The following is a 16,505-nucleotide window of genomic DNA, read 5'->3' on the forward strand; positions in this document are numbered from 1 at the left end:
GGTGCGAAGAGGCACGCCCGGTAACGCTCGGCCGGTTCAGCGGTCATGTCCCGGCGATCGACCGTCCGCAGAAGCAGCAGGTGGCGGCGGGGTTGCCGGTGACGTTCGCGGCGTACACCCGAAGGAGGTCCCGGGAAGCGGCCGCGACCGGCTCCGCCTGGTCGTTGAGGACAACGGTGGAGATGGACGAGAACCGTCCCGGGTTCGCGACGGTTGCTCGTCCGTTGCAGGTTTTCCGGACCACGGTTCTGATCAAACTGATCACAGGGTGAACCACTAAATCCACCCGGCGCGGGGCCGAACTACCCCCTGTCAGGACCGCTGCACCGCCACCGAGCAAGGAGAGCGATATGACCACACTGCTGTCGGCCGAGATCGACACTGTCGAGGAGCTGACCGAGCGTTGTGACCGTTGTGGTGCGGCCGCCAAGCTGGAGGTCGTCCTGAACACCGGCGGGGACCTGGCCTTCTGTGGGCACCACGCCAACCGGCACCGCGCCGACATCGCCCGGGTGGCCAGCCGGATCCGGATCGAGGACGGATTCAGCTGGCCGAGCAAGTAACCGCCCGCCCGGGTGGCGCGCGTTATGCTCTTTCCCTCACGTCTTGGGGGTATATGTGCATATCGCTGCGCATGGCGTGGGCAGGCTGTCCCGGCTGATCGCCGGGTGTGCCGGGATCACGGTCGCCGTTCTCGGCGCCGTGAACACGCGCACGCTTGACGACGGTGTACCGCCGGACGGGCTGTCTCCCGCCCCGGCGGTCGCCCTCCTCCCGGCCGGAATCGCCCTGCTGTTGCACGCGGCACCGATCGCCGCCGGGCCGGCCGGCCGGATCCGCTCCGGTGCGGCCGCCCTCCTCGCCCTGGGTGCCGCCGTCCTCGGCACCGCCGGCCTGGGCGACAGCCCGGCCGCCGCGGTCGCCGTGGCGCTCACCGGACTCGCGCTGGCCGCCCTGGACCTGCGGCTGCCACCGCGGGACGGCGCGGGCGCCTTCCGCGTCGCCGACCCGTTGCTCCTCGGCGCCGCGATCATCACGCTGGTGGCCCTGGTCCCCCGGCTGTTCGACGCGGCCGGCACGGACAGCGTGATGCCACGACATCAGGCCTTCGCCGTGCTCGCCCTGGTCGCCGGCGCGATCCTGGCCCGGCCGGAGAGCGGGCCGCTGCGGACCCTCGGCTCGTCCGGCCCGCGGCTCTCGCTGCGCCGCCTGGCGCCCGTCCTGGTCGCCACCTCCCTGGTCGCCGCGCTGACCAGCGTGCTCGCGCGGCGTACCGGCGTGAGCCCGGCCGCCGCGGCGGTCAGCACCGGGATCATCCTGGCCGTCCTCGCCCTGCTCGCCCTGCTCGCCTTCGGGGTCCGCACCCTGGACAAGGCCGGCCAGCGGCAGCGCAACCTGCTCGCCGAGCTGCGCGATCGCGAGGAGTTCGCCCAGACCCTGCTGCAGTCGATGAACGAGGCCGTGATGGTGCTCGACGTCAACTACCGGGTCATCGACGTCAACCGGCGCTGGCGTGAGCTGACCGGCAACCCGGACAACGAGCCCGAACCGCCGCCGCTCCCGCCGCCCGGCACCGGCCTGGACTGGACCCTGCCGCGGGCCGACGGCACCCGCGTGCCGGTCCTGGCCACCATGGCGGCCATCCCGGACGCCGCCGGCAGCACCCGCGGGTACGTCGCGACCTGCATCGACATCGCCGAACGCAAACGCGCCGAGGAGGCGCTCAGCGAGCACGCCGCCGACCTGGAACGCGGTAACGCCCAGCTGGCGGCGGCGCTCGCCTTCAAGAACGACCTGACCTCGATGCTGACCCACGACGTGGCCCAGCCGATCAGCTCGATCGCCAGTCTCGCCGAGCTGCTCTGCGACGACTGGGCGGACCTGCCGGACGACATCCGGCTGGAACTGGCCACCAAGATCGACAAGAACACCCGCCGGCTGATCAAGATGATGAACGATCTGCAGCTGCTGTTCCGGCTGGACACCGGCAAGGTCACCGCCCGGCGGGTGCCGGTGCCGCTGCGCGAGGTGGCCGAGGCGGCCGGGGGCGGCGCCGACGTGGACATCGCCGTCGACGCGGAGCTGACCGCCCTGGCCGACCGGGGACACGTCGCCGTCGTGGTGGAGAACCTGCTGAAGAACGCGCTGACCCACGGGTCGCCGCCGGTGCGGGTACGCGCCTGGCGCGAGGACGCCACGACGGTGCGCCTGGTGGTCGAGGACAGCGGAACGGGCATCCCGGACGAGGTGCTGCCGCGACTGTTCGGCCGGTTCATCAAGGGCGCCGGACTGGGCCTGTTCATCGTCCGGCACCTGGTGGAGGCGAACGGCGGATCGGTGCGGTACGAGGCGGTCACCCCGCAGGGTGCCCGCCTGATAGTCGATCTGGAGTCCGCTCCGGCTTGATTTGCGGCGTCCACCCACAAAGGTGTGGTGACTTCGGGCGCCGTAGACGCCCGAAGTCACCACACTCGAGAAGGTGTGGTGACTTCGGGCGCTGCGGGCGCCGGAGATCACCACGGTTGAGGAGAGCGGTCAGCTGCCGCGCTCCTCTTCGTTGATCATGCCGTCGCCCCAGGAGTCGGAACCCTGGTTGCGCCCGCCCATCCGGGCCGAACCGGAGACCCCGGCCGAGCGGGCCGGGGTGGAGATCCGGCGGGCGGCGGGACGGCGCTCGGCGGCCTGGGCGGCACCGATCGCGGACGGGGTACCGATGTCGGCGGCGGTCGGGATGTCGCGCAGCGGGTTGTCGGCGATCCCGGCACCCGACGGGTCCGCGTTGCTCAGGTTGCCCGCTCCGGTACCCCAGCCCGCGCCGGGGCTGGGGCTCGGTTCCGGGGGGAGCGTGGGCCGGGTGGTCCCGGCCGGCCCACCGAGAGAAGGCGCGGTGGCGGCGTTGCGGTTGCGGATCCGGGCGGCCACCGCGGCCGGACTGGGCGCCGAGCCGGAGAGGATCGAACGGCCGGACATCTGCTTGGAGCTGGCGCCGCCGGTGGGCATCGCGCGCCCGCCCAGCACGCCGCTCTCCACCAGCCCCTTGAAGGTGGTCAGATCGGCCTTCAGCCGGCGGTCCAGCGACTCCTGCCCATGCCGGTCGCTCGGCATCAGGAAGGCGATGTCGGCTTCCAGCTGCGCCACGATCTGGGTCTTGGTCTCGCCCATCGGCCGCAGCGTGATGGTCTCCGCGAGCAGCGGGCCCTCCATGGTCGACCAGGAGACCCGCTCGTCCGGCGACCGCTCGATGATCTGCGCGTCGAACTCGCGGCGCTTCCCGTCCACGTCCATGATCCAGTGGGTCTGGTCGGTGCCGGTGGCGGTCACCTGACGAACCCCGGTCATGAACCGCGGGTAGTTCTCGAAGGATGCGAGCTGCTCGTACACGGTGTGAACCGGTGCACTGACCTCGATAGCCTGCTGAACCATACTCATCGCAACTCTCCCATGCTGAAGTGCTGGCATCACAGAGAGTACGGAGACGAGTGCTTATCGTGTTCGGTTTCGCTCAGACGCGACGCAGGTACTGCCAGTGGCCCACCTCGGCGGCGTACCGGGCGTCACTCGCGGCCACCAGGGTCACACCCGCCTCCCGGAGCATCTCCACCACCCGCGGGGACGGGCTGCGCCACGCCTCGCTGACCTCCACGATCGTCCCGGTCGTCCGGCACGCGGCGGCCAGCTCGCCGACGAGGGCCGGGGTGACCGCGGTGTCGTCCACGCCGGCCTGGGCCAGCAGGGCCAGCGGGCGGGCGAGCTGACACGGGACGTAGCGCGAGGCCCGCTCCATGCCCTTCACCGTGGTCTGCACCAGCAACTCGACGGTCTGCGCCACGCTCAGCGAGCCGGCGTCCAGCCGGGCCCGCACCTCCCGCGGATCGAGCACCACGTCACCGAGGGGGAGACCGGAGACCGCCACCGAGATCGCGTCCAGCTGGGTGAGGTCGGTGGGCAGCGACAACCAGCCGTCCACCCGGACCACCTCGACCTCGACGGCCAGCTTCAGGATCATCTCGGTACGGTGCCGGGCCCGGCGTACCGAGTCGGCGTACGTGTTCATCCACGTCACGTCCGGCCCGGCCTGATCCGCGAAGGTCAGTGCGGTGAGACCGGCCCGGTCGGCGGCCGAGACCACCACGCCGACCGCGTCACGGCCGGCCGAGAAGCCGGTGTGCACGTGGCCGTCGACCGTCAGATCGAACCCGCCGGCGGTCCCGAGCGCACCAGCGTCGGCACCTGACTCGCGATCCGTCACCACACTGACTCCCCCAACCCTGTGGAACGGGTTTCTCCCGTCCGCCTATGAGACTGCGGAACCGGCGTTGTCCACGGGGTCGACGACCGGTGCAGGTGGGGTGCACCCCGCCGGCCGGACCCCGCCACCGATCCGCACTCACCGAGCACCGGCCCCCGTCGCCGGGACCGGATGACGTCTTCCCTGGTCACGAGCACATCCCCCACATACCGCGCGACGCCCGCCGCGATGGGCGGCGGGCGTCGTCGTTCACTCGCGCGTCTCGGCCTTGCCCTCGAGCATCTCGGTCAGCGCATGAACCGCCTCCTGCGGTGGCGAGGCGGCCGCACGGTTGGCCTCGCGCAGCTCGCGATAGACCTCCTCGCGGTGCACCTGCACGTCGCGGGGCGCCTCGATCCCCAGCCTGATGACGTCGCCGCGAGCTTCGAGGACCGTGATCACGACCTCGTCGCCGATCATCACGCTCTCCCCGGCCCGCCGGGTCAGCACCAGCATCGGCGCCTCCTCCATCCAGGGAACGGACGGCACAGGCCCAGGCGCGGCCGCGGCGGAACCGCGACCGCGCCTGGGCCTGTGCCGAACGGGTCAGAAATTCCGGTTCATGATCGCTCGGACCGGGAAGCCCGATCCACTGAGGACGACCTGCATGGCCCGCATGGAGTCGCGGTCCACCAGGATCGGGGCGAGCAGGTTGGCGGTCGTCTCGTCCTGGCCGGCCGTGATGATGGTGAGCAGCAGCAGCCGGTCCGGGTCGTGGGTGTTCAGCGCCGCCAGGACCTTCTCGTCGATCTCCGGCGCGTACTCCGGGAAGAACGGCTCCGGAGGGGCGACCAGGAAACGGAGCTCGGGGTTGTCCAGGGACGTGAAGGCGTAGAGAAGACCGTCCTCGTTGAGTCGCACCAGGACGAAGTCACGGTGCCCCGGGAATCCGGGCATGGGCACCGCCATCGTGATGGTCGGCAGTCCCAGCGCCGGATCGGTCATGGTGGCCTCAATCGGTCGGGATGCGGTGCGAATACTCATGGTCACCTCAGAAAATCGATGAGCGACGGCTGGATCACCTTGGCCGTGGCGGCCAGGGCGGCCTGATACGAGGTCTGCGCGAACTGCAATTCCATGATCGCCTTCGGCAGGTCGACGTCCTCGACATCGGACAGCTGCGACGACACGGATGACAAGCGATCCTCTGCGGACTGCTTCATCTGGGTAACCCGATTATATCGGGCACCTGCGTCTGAAAGAGTGGATTTCAGGGTTTCTGCAGCCTTATCCAGGCTTTGTAGTCCAGTCGTCACGCCGTCGATGTCTCCGCTGATCATGGCAGCCTGCAGGTCGTCCAGGACGTGGAAGAGTTGGGTCGGGTTCACGGTCGGATCGCCGTTCGCGTCCAGCACCGGGTCGCCGTTCGCGTCCAGCACGTAGTCGGTGCCGTAGACCTCGGGGCCACGGGTGTCCACCCGCACCTTGGCGTTCGGCCCGATCGACCGGGTCACCTCACCCGCCGCCTCACCGATGTACTCCCCCGTCGCCGAATAGGCGACGGCGTCCGGTGTGTGCCCACCGAAGACCGGGCGGTTCAGGTACTGGGTGTTGGCGTGCTGGATCAGGGTGCCCTTGATCTGTTTGATCTCGGCGGCCCGGGCCTTGTCCGCCTCCGGATTGCTGCCGCCGGCCGACGCCGCCGCCACCGTCAGGTCACGCACTTTGTTGATCAGCTCGACCGAGCTCTGCAGGGTGTCCTGCACCGTGCCGAGCCGGCCCATCGCGTCGTCGGCGTTGGCCGAGTACTTGCGATTGGCGCGCACCTCGCTGCGCAGCTGCAGCGCCGTCACCGTCCCGGTCGGCGAATCCGACGGGCGGTGCAGCAGCTTGCCGCTGGAGATCTGGTCCTGCGCGATCTGGGTACGGGTGAGGCTGCGCTGCAACCCCGCCATGGCGTGGCTTCGAATGCTGCTCTCGGTGACTCGCGGGCTAGTCATGAATGGTGTTCTCCTACCTACCGACCAGTCCGGTGCGGTTGATCAATTGGTCGAGCATCGAGTCGATGGTGGTGAGCACTCGAGCCGCGGCTTCGTATCCACGCTGGTACATCAGCATGTTGGTCATCTCTTCGTCGAGGTTCACCCCGGACTCGGCATCGCGGGCCGCGTCGACCTGTTCGGTCACCGCGTTCTGGATGTCGCGCCGCTGGGCCGAGGACTGCGCGGCCACGCCCAGGTCCCCGATCAGCGACTGGTACTCCGCGTCGGCGCCGACCCGGGACGTGGACAGCTCGGACAGGTCGTCCGCGACGATGCCGTTGAGGATCTTCACGGTTCCGGTCGGATCACCGGAGGAGACCGCCACCTTGTCCGGATCGGTGACCCCCACCTTGATGTTGGCCGCCGAGAGCGGATCGGCGTTGCCGGCCACGAAGAAGTCCAGGCCGGTGGTGCCGTCGATGCTGTACCCGGCGCGGTGCAGGGTGTTCACCGTGTCGGCGAGCTTGGTGGCGACCTTGTCCAGGCGGTCGGACATGCTCTGCACGATGCCGCCGGAGGCCAGCAGCTCCATCTCGGCACCCATCTGGCCCCCGGTGCCGACCGCCGTCTTGGTGTCGGTCCAGCGCGGGGCGACCTGGACCGTCTTCAGGTCCTCCAGCCGCGTCGCGCTGCCCGCCTCGATCTCGATCAGGCGCTGGTGGAAGCCGCTGACCATCGGTGAGCTGCCGACGTACACGTTGAGGGAGCCGTTCGGCATCTCGGTCGCGGTCGCGCCGATCAGCTCGGCCAGCCGGGTCATCTCGGTGCCGCGCTGATCCTTCAGCTCGTTCGGCGACAGGCCCGCGTTGGTGGCGTTGACGATCTGCTTGTTCAGGGCGGCGATCGACGCCGCCGACTTGTTGACCTCGTTGACGTACGTGTCCAGACCGGACCGCGTCGACGCGAACTGGCTGTTCAGCGAGGCGTAGGCGTCGTTGAGCGTGCTCGCCACGGTGGTGGCCTGCTCGATCATGGCGGACTTCGGCGCCGCCTTGTCCGGGTTGGCGGACACCGCGTTCCAGCCGTCCCACATGTCCTGGAGACGGGCCTGCAGCGCGGTGTCGCTCGGCTCCCCGAAGACGTCCTCGATCAGGTTGTACGCCGACGTCCGCTGGTTGTGGTACGCGGAGTTCGCGTGCTCGGTGTAGCTGCGCTGGTCCAGCGCGGCATTACGCATGCGTTCCACCGAGGAGACCTTCACGCCACCGGCCAGGTCGTCCTGGGTCACGTAGACGCCCGGGACCATGGAGTGGTTCTGCGCGTGCAGGATGACTCGTTGCCGGGTGTATCCCTCGGAGTTCGCGTTGGCGATGTTCTGGCCGGTGACGTCGAGTCCGCGGCGTTGCGCGTACAGCGACGTCAGCGCCGTGTTGAGTCCGCCAAAAGTGCTGCCCATCAGATCGCCTCATCCACCAGGCTGGGGCGGCGCACGCCGCCGGTGACGGTCTGGCCCTGTGGCCCGTACGTTTCCACGGAATCGGCGAAGGCGACCAGCGTCTCGCGCGCTGCCCGCTGCCCGGCCGTGAGGAGGTCACGGTTGGCGTCGGCCAGGGTCCGGATCTCCGAAGTCAGGAGAAGGAACGCCTTGCGGTGCTGGTGAAGGAGTTCCGACCAGGGTTCCGGCGCGGCGTCGGCCAGCTCTCCGAGCGGGGTGTCGGGACCCAGACCGAGCTCCGTGGCGACCTCCTGAGCGTAAGCGGCCCGGATGACCTCCGTCTGGCGGATCTGGTCGAGAACCACCTCGACTTCGCGAGTGGCGTGGCTGAGCCACCGTGACCGGTTCGCCGCAAGGAGCAGCTGCTCCTCCTCCAGCTTGAACAGCAGCATCTCCAGCAGTTCACGTGAACGCCACAGGACACTGGCCAGGTCGGTCAGGCTCACCTGGTCCTCCGTCGTCTCGGTGTTCGGGTCCCCGGTTCGGCGGACCCGCTCATCCGGACAGGTCGGCACGTCCGCTGCGGCACTGAGTGCTTTACCCCGGTGGAGAGCCGCAGCTGGGCAGACCAAGAAACGTCATGAAATTTCGGGAGAAGTCTCAAAGGTCGGGGGCGGCGAGCCGAAGAACAGGGCGTAGCAAATCGGCTCACGGACGGGCCGGCTCGACCCCCTCAAGGAGGAACCAACTCATGGGTCTTCGTATCAACCAGAACATCGCCGCCCAGAACGCCTACCGGAACCTGTCGGTCACCGACAACCAGATGTCGAAGTCGCTGGAGAAGCTGTCCAGCGGTTACCGCATCAACCGGGCGGCGGACGACGCGGCCGGCCTCTCGATCTCCGAGGGCCTGCGTTCCCAGGTCGGCGGTCTCAAGGTCGCGGTTCGCAACTCGCAGGACGGCGTCAGCGTCTCGCAGACCGCTGAGGGTGCGCTCAACGAGGTCACCTCGATCCTGCAGCGTATGCGTGACCTGTCCGTGCAGACCGCATCCAGCGGCTCGAACGACTCGGACGCGGCCGCCGCGGCGAACAAGGAGATGACGCAGCTCAACGCGGAACTGGACCGGATCGGCAAGACCACGTCGTTCGGCAAGTCGAAGCTGCTCGACGGCACCTTCGGCAGCTCCCAGAAGTACACCGGCACCCAGGTCGCGAACACCGGCGGCGCGCCCACCATCGACGCTGCCGTCTCGACCGCGGGCACCACGTGGACCTTCGACCTCAACGAGGTCGGCGGCAAGGCGCTCACCACACCGATCACGGTCACGGTCCAGCCGGTCGCCTCGGGTGCGACGCCCGCCGACGTGGCGGCTCAGGTCAACAACGCCCTCGGCACCGCCCTGCGCAACAACGGTTACGAGGGCAACGAGGTCAGCATGGCCGCGTCGGTGAACGCGTCCGGCGACGCCACGTACAGCATGTACGGCGCCGGCAAGTTCCAGACCGCCGCGTCCGCGGGTCTCACGGCTCTGGGCATCGACGCCACCGTCGACACGACCATGACCGCGACCGGCGGCAACACCGGCCGGTTCCAGGTCGGCGCCAACGCCGGCGAGAAGATCAACATTCAGATCGGTGCGGTCGACGCCGGCACGCTCGGCACCAAGATGATCGACCTCTCCGTCGACCCGACCGCGGCCATCGGCATCCTGGACAGCGCCCTGCGCAACGTCTCGGACTCCCGGGCAGGTCTCGGTGCTGTGCAGAACCGGTTCGAGCACACCATCAACAACCTGAACGTCGCGGTGGAGAACCTGTCGGCGTCGGAGTCGCGTATCCGTGACACCGACATGGCGCAGGAGATGGTCCAGTTCACCCGGAACCAGATCCTGACCCAGGCCGGCACCTCCATGCTGTCGCAGGCCAACCAGTCCGCGCAGAACGTTCTGTCCCTGCTGCGCTAACCGAACTGCCACCCGGCAGTACTGAAACGCACGACGGAACAACCGAACAGAGGGGGTGACCGGCAACGGTCACCCCCGTTGTTTAGCGGCAACGTTGGAAGGCAGGAACCCGTGACAAGCTCTGTCGACGGACTCGTCAGCGGCCTCAGCACCTCCTCCATGATCACTTCGCTGATGCAGGTGGAGGCGGCTCCGCAGAACCGGCTCAAGTCCAAGGTCAAGACGGCGGAGACGACCGTCGCGTCGTACCAGTCGGTGAACAGCAAACTCAACTCCCTCAAGACCGCCGCCGACGACCTCGGCCAGCTGAGCACCTGGCGCGCGGTCAAGGCGAACTCCAGTTCCAGCACCGTCAAGGCCACCGCGACCGGCGGCACCAACTCGCTGTCCGGGTCCACCACGTTCGACGTGATCGCGCTGGCCAAGGCCCAGATCTCCACGGCGCAGGTGCCGGCCGGTGCGAACATCACCGACACCGGCACCATCCAGATCACCATCGGGAACAACGCACCCATCGACATCACCACCACCGACCAGACCCCGGCCGGTGTCGCCGCCGCGATCAACGGCACCAAGAACCTCGGCATCCGGGCCGGCGTGGTCACCACCGCCGACGGCAACAGCGTTCTGCAGCTCACCTCGACCAAGACCGGCACCGACAACGCCTTCACCGTCGCCGGCCTCAACACGGATCTCACCGACGTCGCCACCGCCTCCGACGCACGCCTGCGGGTCGGCGCGGTGGACGGCAACGGCGACCTGACGCCCGGCAGCTACGAGATGAAGAGCTCCTCGAACACGTTCACCGGGGTGATGTCCGGGGTCAGCGTGACCGTCTCGAAGCTGGAGACCGGGGTCACCATCGACGCGCAGAGCGACGTCGAGTCGATCGCCGCGAAGTTCCAGGCCATGGTGGACGCCGCCAACGCGACACTGACCGACGTCCGGGCGCAGACCGCGTACGACCCGTCGACCCGGATCGGCTCGCCGCTCACCGGTGACTTCATGGTCCGCCAGATCAGCCAGAACCTGCTCAGCGCGGTCAGCGGCGGACTGTCCTACGACAACCCGAAGTACGTCGCGCCCGCGGACGGCGGTTCCAGCGACACCACCGTCAACCCGCCGACGATCGCGTACGGCAGTCTCGCCCAGTTCGGCATCGCGCTGGACCGCACCGGCAAGCTGACCTTCGACGCGAGCAAGTTCGCCACCACGTACGCCGCCGACCCGGTCGCCGTCCAGGAGGCCGGCACCGCGCTCGCCGGGAAGTTCGAGACGATGGCCGGCGAGCAGTCGTCGACCGTCACGGCGGTCATCCTGGGCCGCAACAACGAGATCGACAACTTCAACACCCAGATCAACGACTGGGACGTGCGGCTCGCCGCCAAGAAGGAGGCGCTCCAGAAGACCTACGCCGACCTGGAGACCGCACTCGGCAAGCTGAAGAACCAGTCCTCCTGGCTGTCCGGACAGCTGGCCGGCTTGGGCTGACCGCCTCGCCCGGGGCCGGCGGCCGGGCACCTATGACCGAGGATCACGATGACTGCTCCGAATCTCCGTGACCGATACCTGCAGGACTCCATCAACACGGCCTCGCCCGCGAAACTGCTGCTGCTGCTCTACGACCGGTTGATCCTGGACATGGCCAAGGGCGAGGAGCACCTGCTGGCCGGTGACCGGGAGGACGCCAACGGCCGCCTGACACACGCGCAGGAGATCATCATCGAGCTGCGCACCAGCCTGGACATGGAGGCCTGGGACGGCGCACCCGGTCTGGCCAGCCTCTACGGTTTCGTACTGACCGAATTGATCGGCGCCAACATCGCCCGCGACCCGGCCCGGGTGGCGAACTGCCGGACCCTGATGGAGCCGTTGCGGGACGCGTGGCGTGAGGCGGCGTCGGCGACATGAGCACCACGACCGCGCATCAGGACCGGCAGGCGGCCTGGATCGCCGCGCTGGACGCGCTCGAGGCCGACGTCGCCGAGGCGGAGACGATGCTCGCCGACGAACGGCGACTCACCGAACCACCGCCGCCGTCGGACCTGTGGCGGCCGCCGGCCGCGATGGGCGCGCTACCACTCGACCTCAAACCGCGGGCCGACGCGATCCTCGACCGGCAACTGGCGGTGGCCGAGGAGATCGCCCGGCGGCTGGCCAGCAACCGGCAGCAGGCCGCGATGACCGCCCGCATCGAGACCGGCGAAGCGGTCAAACGGCCCGTCTACCTCGACCGCGCCATGTGAGACCGAAGACCGAAACATGTGACACCGAACGTCCCGGAACCCCCGAAGAGGGGGTACCGGGACGTTTTGCATGTGCGGGGCGCGGATGCCCTCAGTGAATCGCCCGAAAGGCCGATTTGCAGGGTACGAGCACGGATTGCTCACCGAATTGCCACGGATCGGCGACCTGACGGATCGAAAAGGGAGTCGCCTTGTTCGACGACCGATCGTCGACCGCTTTGCGTGTCGCACTGGCCGGACTGTCCGCCCGGCAGAACGAGATCTCCAACAACATCGCCAACGTCGACACCCCGGGTTTCAAGGCCCGGAAGGTCATGTTCGAGGAGTCGCTGCAAACCGCCGTCGCCCAGGGCGTCTCGCCCGCGCTGGCCACCCCGACCGTGCACCGGTCGCTGGAACCCACCCGGCTCAACGGCAACAACGTCAACCTCGACGAGGAGACGCTGTCGCACATCGACACGATGCTGCGGTACCAGCTCGCCATCCGGGCCCTGGACGGCAAGTACAGCACCCTGCGTGAAGCCATCAAGGGAGCCTGATCATGCCCATCTTCAACGCGATCGGCACGGCCACCACCGGCGTCACCGTGTACCGCAAGTGGCTGGACGCCGTCTCCGACAACATCGCGAACATGAACAACGTCTCCCGGACCGGCGACCAGGTGTTCCGGGCCCGGTACGTGCAGGCCCGCGAGGCGGCCGACGGCAACGGCGCCGAGGTGGCCGGCATCCAGTACGGCAACCCGGACGGCCTGCTCACGTACGACCCGACGAACCCGCTGGCCGACCCGGAGGGGTACGTCCGCCGGCCCGACGTCGACCTGGGCGCCCAGATGGCCCAGTTGATGATGGCCCAGCGCGCCTACCAGGCGAATCTTTCGGTGGTCGATCGCGCTCGGGACTCGTACACCGCTGCCATCAACCTCGGGAAGTGATCAGCGTGACCATGCCGATCAACGCCATCGGGGGTTTCGCCGGGATCACCGGCCTCAGCGGTTCCGGCACCCTCCTGGGTTCGCGGTGGATGCCGCCGATCCCGGACGCGGGCGACGACGACGAGCTCGCCACCACCGGCCCGAACGCCGAGTTCGCCAAGATGCTGGCCCGTGGCATCGCCCGGGTCAGCGAGGCGCAGACCACCGCGAACGACCTGGCCGTGAAGGTCGCCGACGGAACCCTCTCCGATCCTTCCCAGTACACGATCGCCGCCACCGAGGCGTCCCTCGCCCTGCAACTGGTCATCTCGTTGCGCAACAAGGGACTCGAGGCCTTCCAAGAGATCATGAGGATGCAGGCCTGATATGACCGACCGCCTTCCCGCGCCGGTACGCCGCGTCACCGACACGTTCAGGGCATTCACACCGGGCCAGAAGGCCGTCACGATCTTCGCTGTCCTCGCGCTGCTCGTCGGCGGTTACTTCTTCGCCGTGTGGGCCTCGAAGCCCTCGTACCAGATCCTCTTCAACAATCTGTCCGAGAAGGACGCTTCGGCGATCGTCGAGTCCCTGCAGGGCGCCGGCACCAAGTACGAGCTGGCCAACAACGGTCAGACCATCCTGGTGCCGCAGGACCAGGTCAACGAGCTGCGCCTGCAGCTGTCCGGCGAGGGCCTGCCCAACGACGAGGGCACCGGGTACGCCCTGCTGGACCAGCAGGGCATCACCACCAGTGACTTCATGCAGCACACGAACTACCAGCGGGCCCTGGAGGGTGAGCTGGCCAAGACGATCCGGTCGATAGACGGCGTCGAGGCGGCCACCGTGCACCTGGTGATCCCGCAGAAGGACGTGTTCTCCGACGACCAGAGCCAGCCGACCGCATCGGTGCTGGTGGCGTCCTCCAAGCCGAACGAGCAACTGGACAACGGGCACGTGCAGGCGATCGTGCACCTGGTCGCGGCCAGCGTCGAGGGCCTGAACCCGACGCACGTCACGGTGGCCGGCGCGGATGGCCGGGTGCTGTCCACCGGCGGCGGCGAGGCGGTCGGCGGCGGGGGTGGCGAGAACAGCACCGAGCAGCAGACGGTCGCCTTCCAGAACCGGATGAACGACGCCCTGCAGCGGATGCTGGACAACCTGGTCGGTCCCGGCCACTCCGCGGTGACCACCACCGCCGAGCTGGACTTCGACCAGACCGAGACGACGAGTGAGAACTACTCGGCCGACCCGGCGGTGCCGCCGCAGTCGGAGAGCGTCAGCACCGAGACGTACGCGGGCAGCGGCCTCACCGACGGCGGGGTGCTCGGACCGGACAACATCCAGGTGCCCAACGGCGCGGGTTCGACCGGTCAGTACGCGAACAAGAACGAGGTGCGCAACCGGCAGCTCAACAAGAGCGTCGAGAAGCGGATGAAGGCGCCGGGCGGCATCAACCAGCTGCACGTCTCGGTGCTGCTGGACAGCACCGTGGCGGGTGGGGTGAACGCCAACCAGGTGCAGGATCTGCTGAGCACGGCGGCCGGCATCGACCCGGCTCGGGGCGACAGCATCGCGGTCGCCGCCATGCCGTTCGACACCACCGCCGCCGAGGCCGCGAAGAGCTCTCTGGATGCCGCGATCGCCGCCGATAAGGCTGCCAAGCAGCGCACACTGATCCAGACCGCAGTACTGATCTTCGTCATCCTGGCGCTGATCTTCCTGGCCTGGCGGGCCAGCCGCCGCGCCAAGAAGCGGCAGCAACTCACCGAGGAGGAACGCCTGCACCTCGAGGAGATGCAGGCCGCCCTGGAGGCACAGCGTCAGGCCGAGCTGGACATGAACGCCAACGCGAACATGCTCGAGGGCGCCGACTTCGAGGACCGCGACCGTGCGGCCCGCGAGGAACGCAACCGCGAGATCGATGCGATGGTCCGGGAGAAGCCGGAGGAGACCGCCGCCATGATCCGCAGTTGGCTCTCCGGCGACGCGGCGAACCGCTGATCGTCCGATGCAGACGCACAGGAGTCTTCCTTGAGCACACAGCAACTCTCCACGCTGTCGCTGACGGGTGCCCGCAAGGCCGCGATGATGCTGGTCCAGTTCGGCAAGGAGCAGTCGGCGCAGGTACTGGCCAACATGACGGAGAAGGAGGTCGAACTGCTCTCCGCGGAGGTCGCGCGGCTGGGCAAGCTCGACCCCCTGCAGGTCGACGACGTCATGGACGAGTTCTACGTGATGGCCACCACCCGCTATGCCGGGGCCGGTGGCATGGACTACGCCCGGGATCTGCTGGAGGCGTCGCTCGGCAAGGAACGGGCGGCGATGATCCTGGACCGGCTGGAGGCATCGTTGAACGACATCCCGTTCAACTTCCTCAGCCACGCCGACCCGCGGCAGCTGCTCTCCTACGTCCAGTACGAGCATCCGCAGACGATCGCGCTGGTGCTGGCGCACATCCCGTCGGCACTGGCGTCGTCGATCCTGGCGGGCCTGCCGTTGGAGGTGCAGACCGAGGTCGCGCACCGGATCGCGATCATGGACCGCACCTCGCCGGACGTGATCCGGCAGGTGGAGACGGCGTTGCAGCGCAAGCTCTCCACCGTGCTGCAGCCGGACGAGTTGTCCACCGTCGGCGGCCTCCAGCCGCTCGTCGAGATCATCAACCGCGCGGACCGCACCACCGAGCGCCTGATCCTGGAGGCTCTGGACGCCCGCAGTCCGGAGATAGCCGAGGAGATCCGGCGCCGGATGTTCATGTTCGAGGACGTGGTGAACCTGGAGGACCGGGCGGTGCAGCTGGTGCTGCGCCAGGTGGAGCCGGCCGACCTGGCCACCGCGCTCAAGGGTGTGCCCGAGGCGGTGCGCGAGAAGGTCACCAAGAACCTCTCCGAGCGCGGCCGGGAGAACCTGCTCGAGGAGATCGACCTGCTCGGCCCGGTCAAGGTCAAGATGGTCGAGGAGGCACAGGCCAAGATCGTCAGTGTCATCCGTACGCTCGAGGACTCCGGCCAGATCGAGATCCAGCGCAGCAGTGAAGCCGATGAGATCATCCAGTGACGGACCGGTGATCCGCGGTGCGGGGGCGGCCGAGGCCACCCCCGCACGGTTCGGCGCCAACCTGCGCCAGGGACCACCGGGCACCGCCGACGTCTCGGCGATGGAACAGGCCCGGCTGGAGGCCCGGGCCACCGGTTACGCCGAGGGGTGGGCGCAGGGCCGGCGGGACGTCGCGGCGGCGACCGCGGCGGACACCAACCGGGCGCAGGCCGCCGAGCAGGCGTACGAGGAACAGCGGCGGCACGCCATCTCGCAGGCGGTGAACGCTCTCGGCCGCGCCGTGACCGACCTGGAGAACCAGCTCACGCCGACCTTCACCGAACTGCAGGAAGTGATCCTGGCCAGCGCGTTCGACCTGGCCGAGGCGATCGTCGGCGGCACGATGCGCGACGACCCGGAACGCGGGCTGACCGCGATGCGCCGGGCGGTCAGCGCGGCCCCCGAGAACGGCGGCGTCACGGTGAGCCTGCACCCGGACGACTTCCACACCCTGGTGGGCGAGAAGGGCAGCGCCGAGTTCGAGTTCGAGGGGCGCCGGATCAGCCTGCGGCCCGACAGGAATCTGCGGCCCGGGGACGCGGTCGCCGAGACCGGCACCTCCTCCGTCGACGCCACCATGGCGTCGGCGGTGGCCCGGGTCCGCGAGGCGTTGCGTCTGTAGCGGACGCCGAGGGG

At 68.7% G+C, this 16,505-nt stretch carries 20 protein-coding genes; 12 read left to right on the top strand and 8 right to left on the bottom strand.

All coding sequences use genetic code 11. The annotated features are described in order from the left end of the window. Positions 1-43 precede the first annotated feature (43 nt). On the bottom strand, positions 44-244 hold the full coding sequence (locus WH85_RS03350) for a hypothetical protein (RefSeq protein ID WP_045740142.1): 201 nt from the start codon (positions 242-244) through the stop codon (positions 44-46). A gap of 106 nt (positions 245-350) precedes the next feature. Between WH85_RS03350 and WH85_RS03355 the strand changes: the two genes are divergently transcribed. Together WH85_RS03355 and WH85_RS03360 are read left to right on the top strand one after the other, a co-directional pair. Continuing rightward, entirely contained in the window at positions 351-563 is a 213-nt protein-coding gene (locus WH85_RS03355; protein ID WP_045740143.1) for a DUF7455 domain-containing protein, read from the top strand. 76 nt (positions 564-639) lie between these two features. Then, a complete protein-coding gene (locus WH85_RS03360) occupies positions 640-2,406 on the top strand; it encodes a sensor histidine kinase (RefSeq protein WP_245673800.1) in 1,767 nt (588 codons plus the stop codon). Between the two features lie 129 nt (positions 2,407-2,535). On the opposite strand, the gene WH85_RS03365 is transcribed toward WH85_RS03360, so the two are convergent. The 7 genes from WH85_RS03365 to WH85_RS03395 form a co-directional block, all read right to left on the bottom strand. After that, positions 2,536-3,429, bottom strand: coding sequence for an SRPBCC family protein (locus WH85_RS03365; RefSeq protein WP_045740145.1), 894 nt, complete (start codon positions 3,427-3,429; stop codon positions 2,536-2,538). A gap of 73 nt (positions 3,430-3,502) precedes the next feature. Then, positions 3,503-4,249 (bottom strand): hydrolase, encoded by a 747-nt coding sequence (locus WH85_RS03370; RefSeq protein WP_157410714.1) that lies wholly within the window; start codon positions 4,247-4,249, stop codon positions 3,503-3,505. 249 nt (positions 4,250-4,498) lie between these two features. Next, entirely contained in the window at positions 4,499-4,744 is a 246-nt protein-coding gene (gene csrA / locus WH85_RS53640; RefSeq protein ID WP_045740229.1) for a carbon storage regulator CsrA, read from the bottom strand. Positions 4,745-4,834: 90 nt separating this feature from the next. Continuing rightward, the gene (fliW, locus tag WH85_RS03380; protein ID WP_045740230.1) at positions 4,835-5,233 is read right to left on the bottom strand and encodes a flagellar assembly protein FliW; all 399 of its coding nucleotides are present in this window, start codon (positions 5,231-5,233) and stop codon (positions 4,835-4,837) included. A 41-nt stretch (positions 5,234-5,274) separates the two neighbouring features. After that, positions 5,275-6,183 carry a flagellin N-terminal helical domain-containing protein gene (locus WH85_RS03385; RefSeq protein ID WP_245673801.1) on the bottom strand — a complete coding sequence of 303 codons (909 nt, stop codon included), beginning with the start codon at positions 6,181-6,183 and terminating at the stop codon, positions 5,275-5,277. 58 nt (positions 6,184-6,241) lie between these two features. After that, positions 6,242-7,666: a flagellar hook-associated protein FlgK gene (gene flgK / locus WH85_RS03390; RefSeq protein ID WP_045740148.1), complete on the bottom strand. Its 1,425-nt coding sequence runs from the start codon at positions 7,664-7,666 to the stop codon at positions 6,242-6,244. Beyond that, on the bottom strand, positions 7,666-8,151 hold the full coding sequence (locus tag WH85_RS03395; RefSeq protein WP_045740231.1) for a flagellar protein FlgN: 486 nt from the start codon (positions 8,149-8,151) through the stop codon (positions 7,666-7,668). The genes flgK and WH85_RS03395 overlap by 1 nt, the downstream gene beginning before the upstream one ends. Positions 8,152-8,396: 245 nt before the next feature. On the opposite strand from WH85_RS03395, the gene WH85_RS53645 reads away from it, so the two are divergent. The 10 genes from WH85_RS53645 (at position 8,397) to WH85_RS03445 (ending at position 16,491) form a co-directional block, all read left to right on the top strand. Further along, the gene (locus WH85_RS53645; protein WP_045740149.1) at positions 8,397-9,611 is read left to right on the top strand and encodes a flagellin N-terminal helical domain-containing protein; all 1,215 of its coding nucleotides are present in this window, start codon (positions 8,397-8,399) and stop codon (positions 9,609-9,611) included. 111 nt (positions 9,612-9,722) lie between these two features. Continuing rightward, positions 9,723-11,102, top strand: a complete 1,380-nt coding sequence (gene fliD, locus WH85_RS03405) for a flagellar filament capping protein FliD (RefSeq protein WP_045740150.1) — start codon at positions 9,723-9,725, stop codon at positions 11,100-11,102. Between the two features lie 48 nt (positions 11,103-11,150). Beyond that, positions 11,151-11,522 (top strand): flagellar export chaperone FliS, encoded by a 372-nt coding sequence (gene fliS / locus WH85_RS03410; protein WP_045740151.1) that lies wholly within the window; start codon positions 11,151-11,153, stop codon positions 11,520-11,522. After that, entirely contained in the window at positions 11,519-11,857 is a 339-nt protein-coding gene (locus tag WH85_RS03415; protein WP_045740152.1) for a hypothetical protein, read from the top strand. The genes fliS and WH85_RS03415 overlap by 4 nt, the downstream gene beginning before the upstream one ends. A gap of 191 nt (positions 11,858-12,048) precedes the next feature. After that, positions 12,049-12,396 (top strand): flagellar basal body rod protein FlgB, encoded by a 348-nt coding sequence (gene flgB, locus WH85_RS03420; RefSeq protein ID WP_045740153.1) that lies wholly within the window; start codon positions 12,049-12,051, stop codon positions 12,394-12,396. 2 nt (positions 12,397-12,398) lie between these two features. Continuing rightward, positions 12,399-12,791 carry a flagellar basal body rod protein FlgC gene (locus WH85_RS03425; RefSeq protein ID WP_045740154.1) on the top strand — a complete coding sequence of 131 codons (393 nt, stop codon included), beginning with the start codon at positions 12,399-12,401 and terminating at the stop codon, positions 12,789-12,791. Beyond that, the gene (gene fliE, locus WH85_RS03430) at positions 12,788-13,156 is read left to right on the top strand and encodes a flagellar hook-basal body complex protein FliE (protein WP_245673802.1); all 369 of its coding nucleotides are present in this window, start codon (positions 12,788-12,790) and stop codon (positions 13,154-13,156) included. Before WH85_RS03425 ends, fliE begins: the two co-directional genes overlap by 4 nt. 1 nt (position 13,157) lies before the next feature. Then, positions 13,158-14,774 (top strand): flagellar basal-body MS-ring/collar protein FliF, encoded by a 1,617-nt coding sequence (fliF, locus tag WH85_RS03435; protein WP_045740155.1) that lies wholly within the window; start codon positions 13,158-13,160, stop codon positions 14,772-14,774. 30 nt (positions 14,775-14,804) lie between these two features. Beyond that, entirely contained in the window at positions 14,805-15,830 is a 1,026-nt protein-coding gene (gene fliG, locus WH85_RS03440; protein ID WP_045740156.1) for a flagellar motor switch protein FliG, read from the top strand. Continuing rightward, positions 15,814-16,491 carry a FliH/SctL family protein gene (locus WH85_RS03445; RefSeq protein ID WP_245673803.1) on the top strand — a complete coding sequence of 226 codons (678 nt, stop codon included), beginning with the start codon at positions 15,814-15,816 and terminating at the stop codon, positions 16,489-16,491. The genes fliG and WH85_RS03445 overlap by 17 nt, the downstream gene beginning before the upstream one ends. Positions 16,492-16,505: the final 14 nt, after the last annotated feature.

The organism is Actinoplanes rectilineatus (assembly GCF_000962825.1).
Lineage (GTDB): Bacteria > Actinomycetota > Actinomycetes > Mycobacteriales > Micromonosporaceae > Actinoplanes > Actinoplanes rectilineatus.

Excerpts from the sequence above, each read along its gene's own strand:
- WH85_RS03355 (WP_045740143.1), top strand. The coding sequence starts at position 351 with ATGACCACACTGCTGTCGGCCGAGATCGACACTGTCGAGGAGCTGACC.
- WH85_RS03365 (WP_045740145.1), bottom strand. The coding sequence starts at position 3,429 with ATGAGTATGGTTCAGCAGGCTATCGAGGTCAGTGCACCGGTTCACACC.
- csrA (WP_045740229.1), bottom strand. The coding sequence starts at position 4,744 with ATGCTGGTGCTGACCCGGCGGGCCGGGGAGAGCGTGATGATCGGCGAC.
- fliW (WP_045740230.1), bottom strand. The coding sequence starts at position 5,233 with ATGACCGATCCGGCGCTGGGACTGCCGACCATCACGATGGCGGTGCCC.
- WH85_RS03385 (WP_245673801.1), bottom strand. The coding sequence starts at position 6,183 with ATGGCGGGGTTGCAGCGCAGCCTCACCCGTACCCAGATCGCGCAGGAC.
- flgK (WP_045740148.1), bottom strand. The coding sequence starts at position 7,666 with ATGGGCAGCACTTTTGGCGGACTCAACACGGCGCTGACGTCGCTGTAC.
- WH85_RS53645 (WP_045740149.1), top strand. The coding sequence starts at position 8,397 with ATGGGTCTTCGTATCAACCAGAACATCGCCGCCCAGAACGCCTACCGG.
- fliS (WP_045740151.1), top strand. The coding sequence starts at position 11,151 with ATGACTGCTCCGAATCTCCGTGACCGATACCTGCAGGACTCCATCAAC.
- WH85_RS03415 (WP_045740152.1), top strand. The coding sequence starts at position 11,519 with ATGAGCACCACGACCGCGCATCAGGACCGGCAGGCGGCCTGGATCGCC.
- WH85_RS03425 (WP_045740154.1), top strand. The coding sequence starts at position 12,399 with ATGCCCATCTTCAACGCGATCGGCACGGCCACCACCGGCGTCACCGTG.
- fliF (WP_045740155.1), top strand. The coding sequence starts at position 13,158 with ATGACCGACCGCCTTCCCGCGCCGGTACGCCGCGTCACCGACACGTTC.
- WH85_RS03445 (WP_245673803.1), top strand. The coding sequence starts at position 15,814 with ATGAGATCATCCAGTGACGGACCGGTGATCCGCGGTGCGGGGGCGGCC.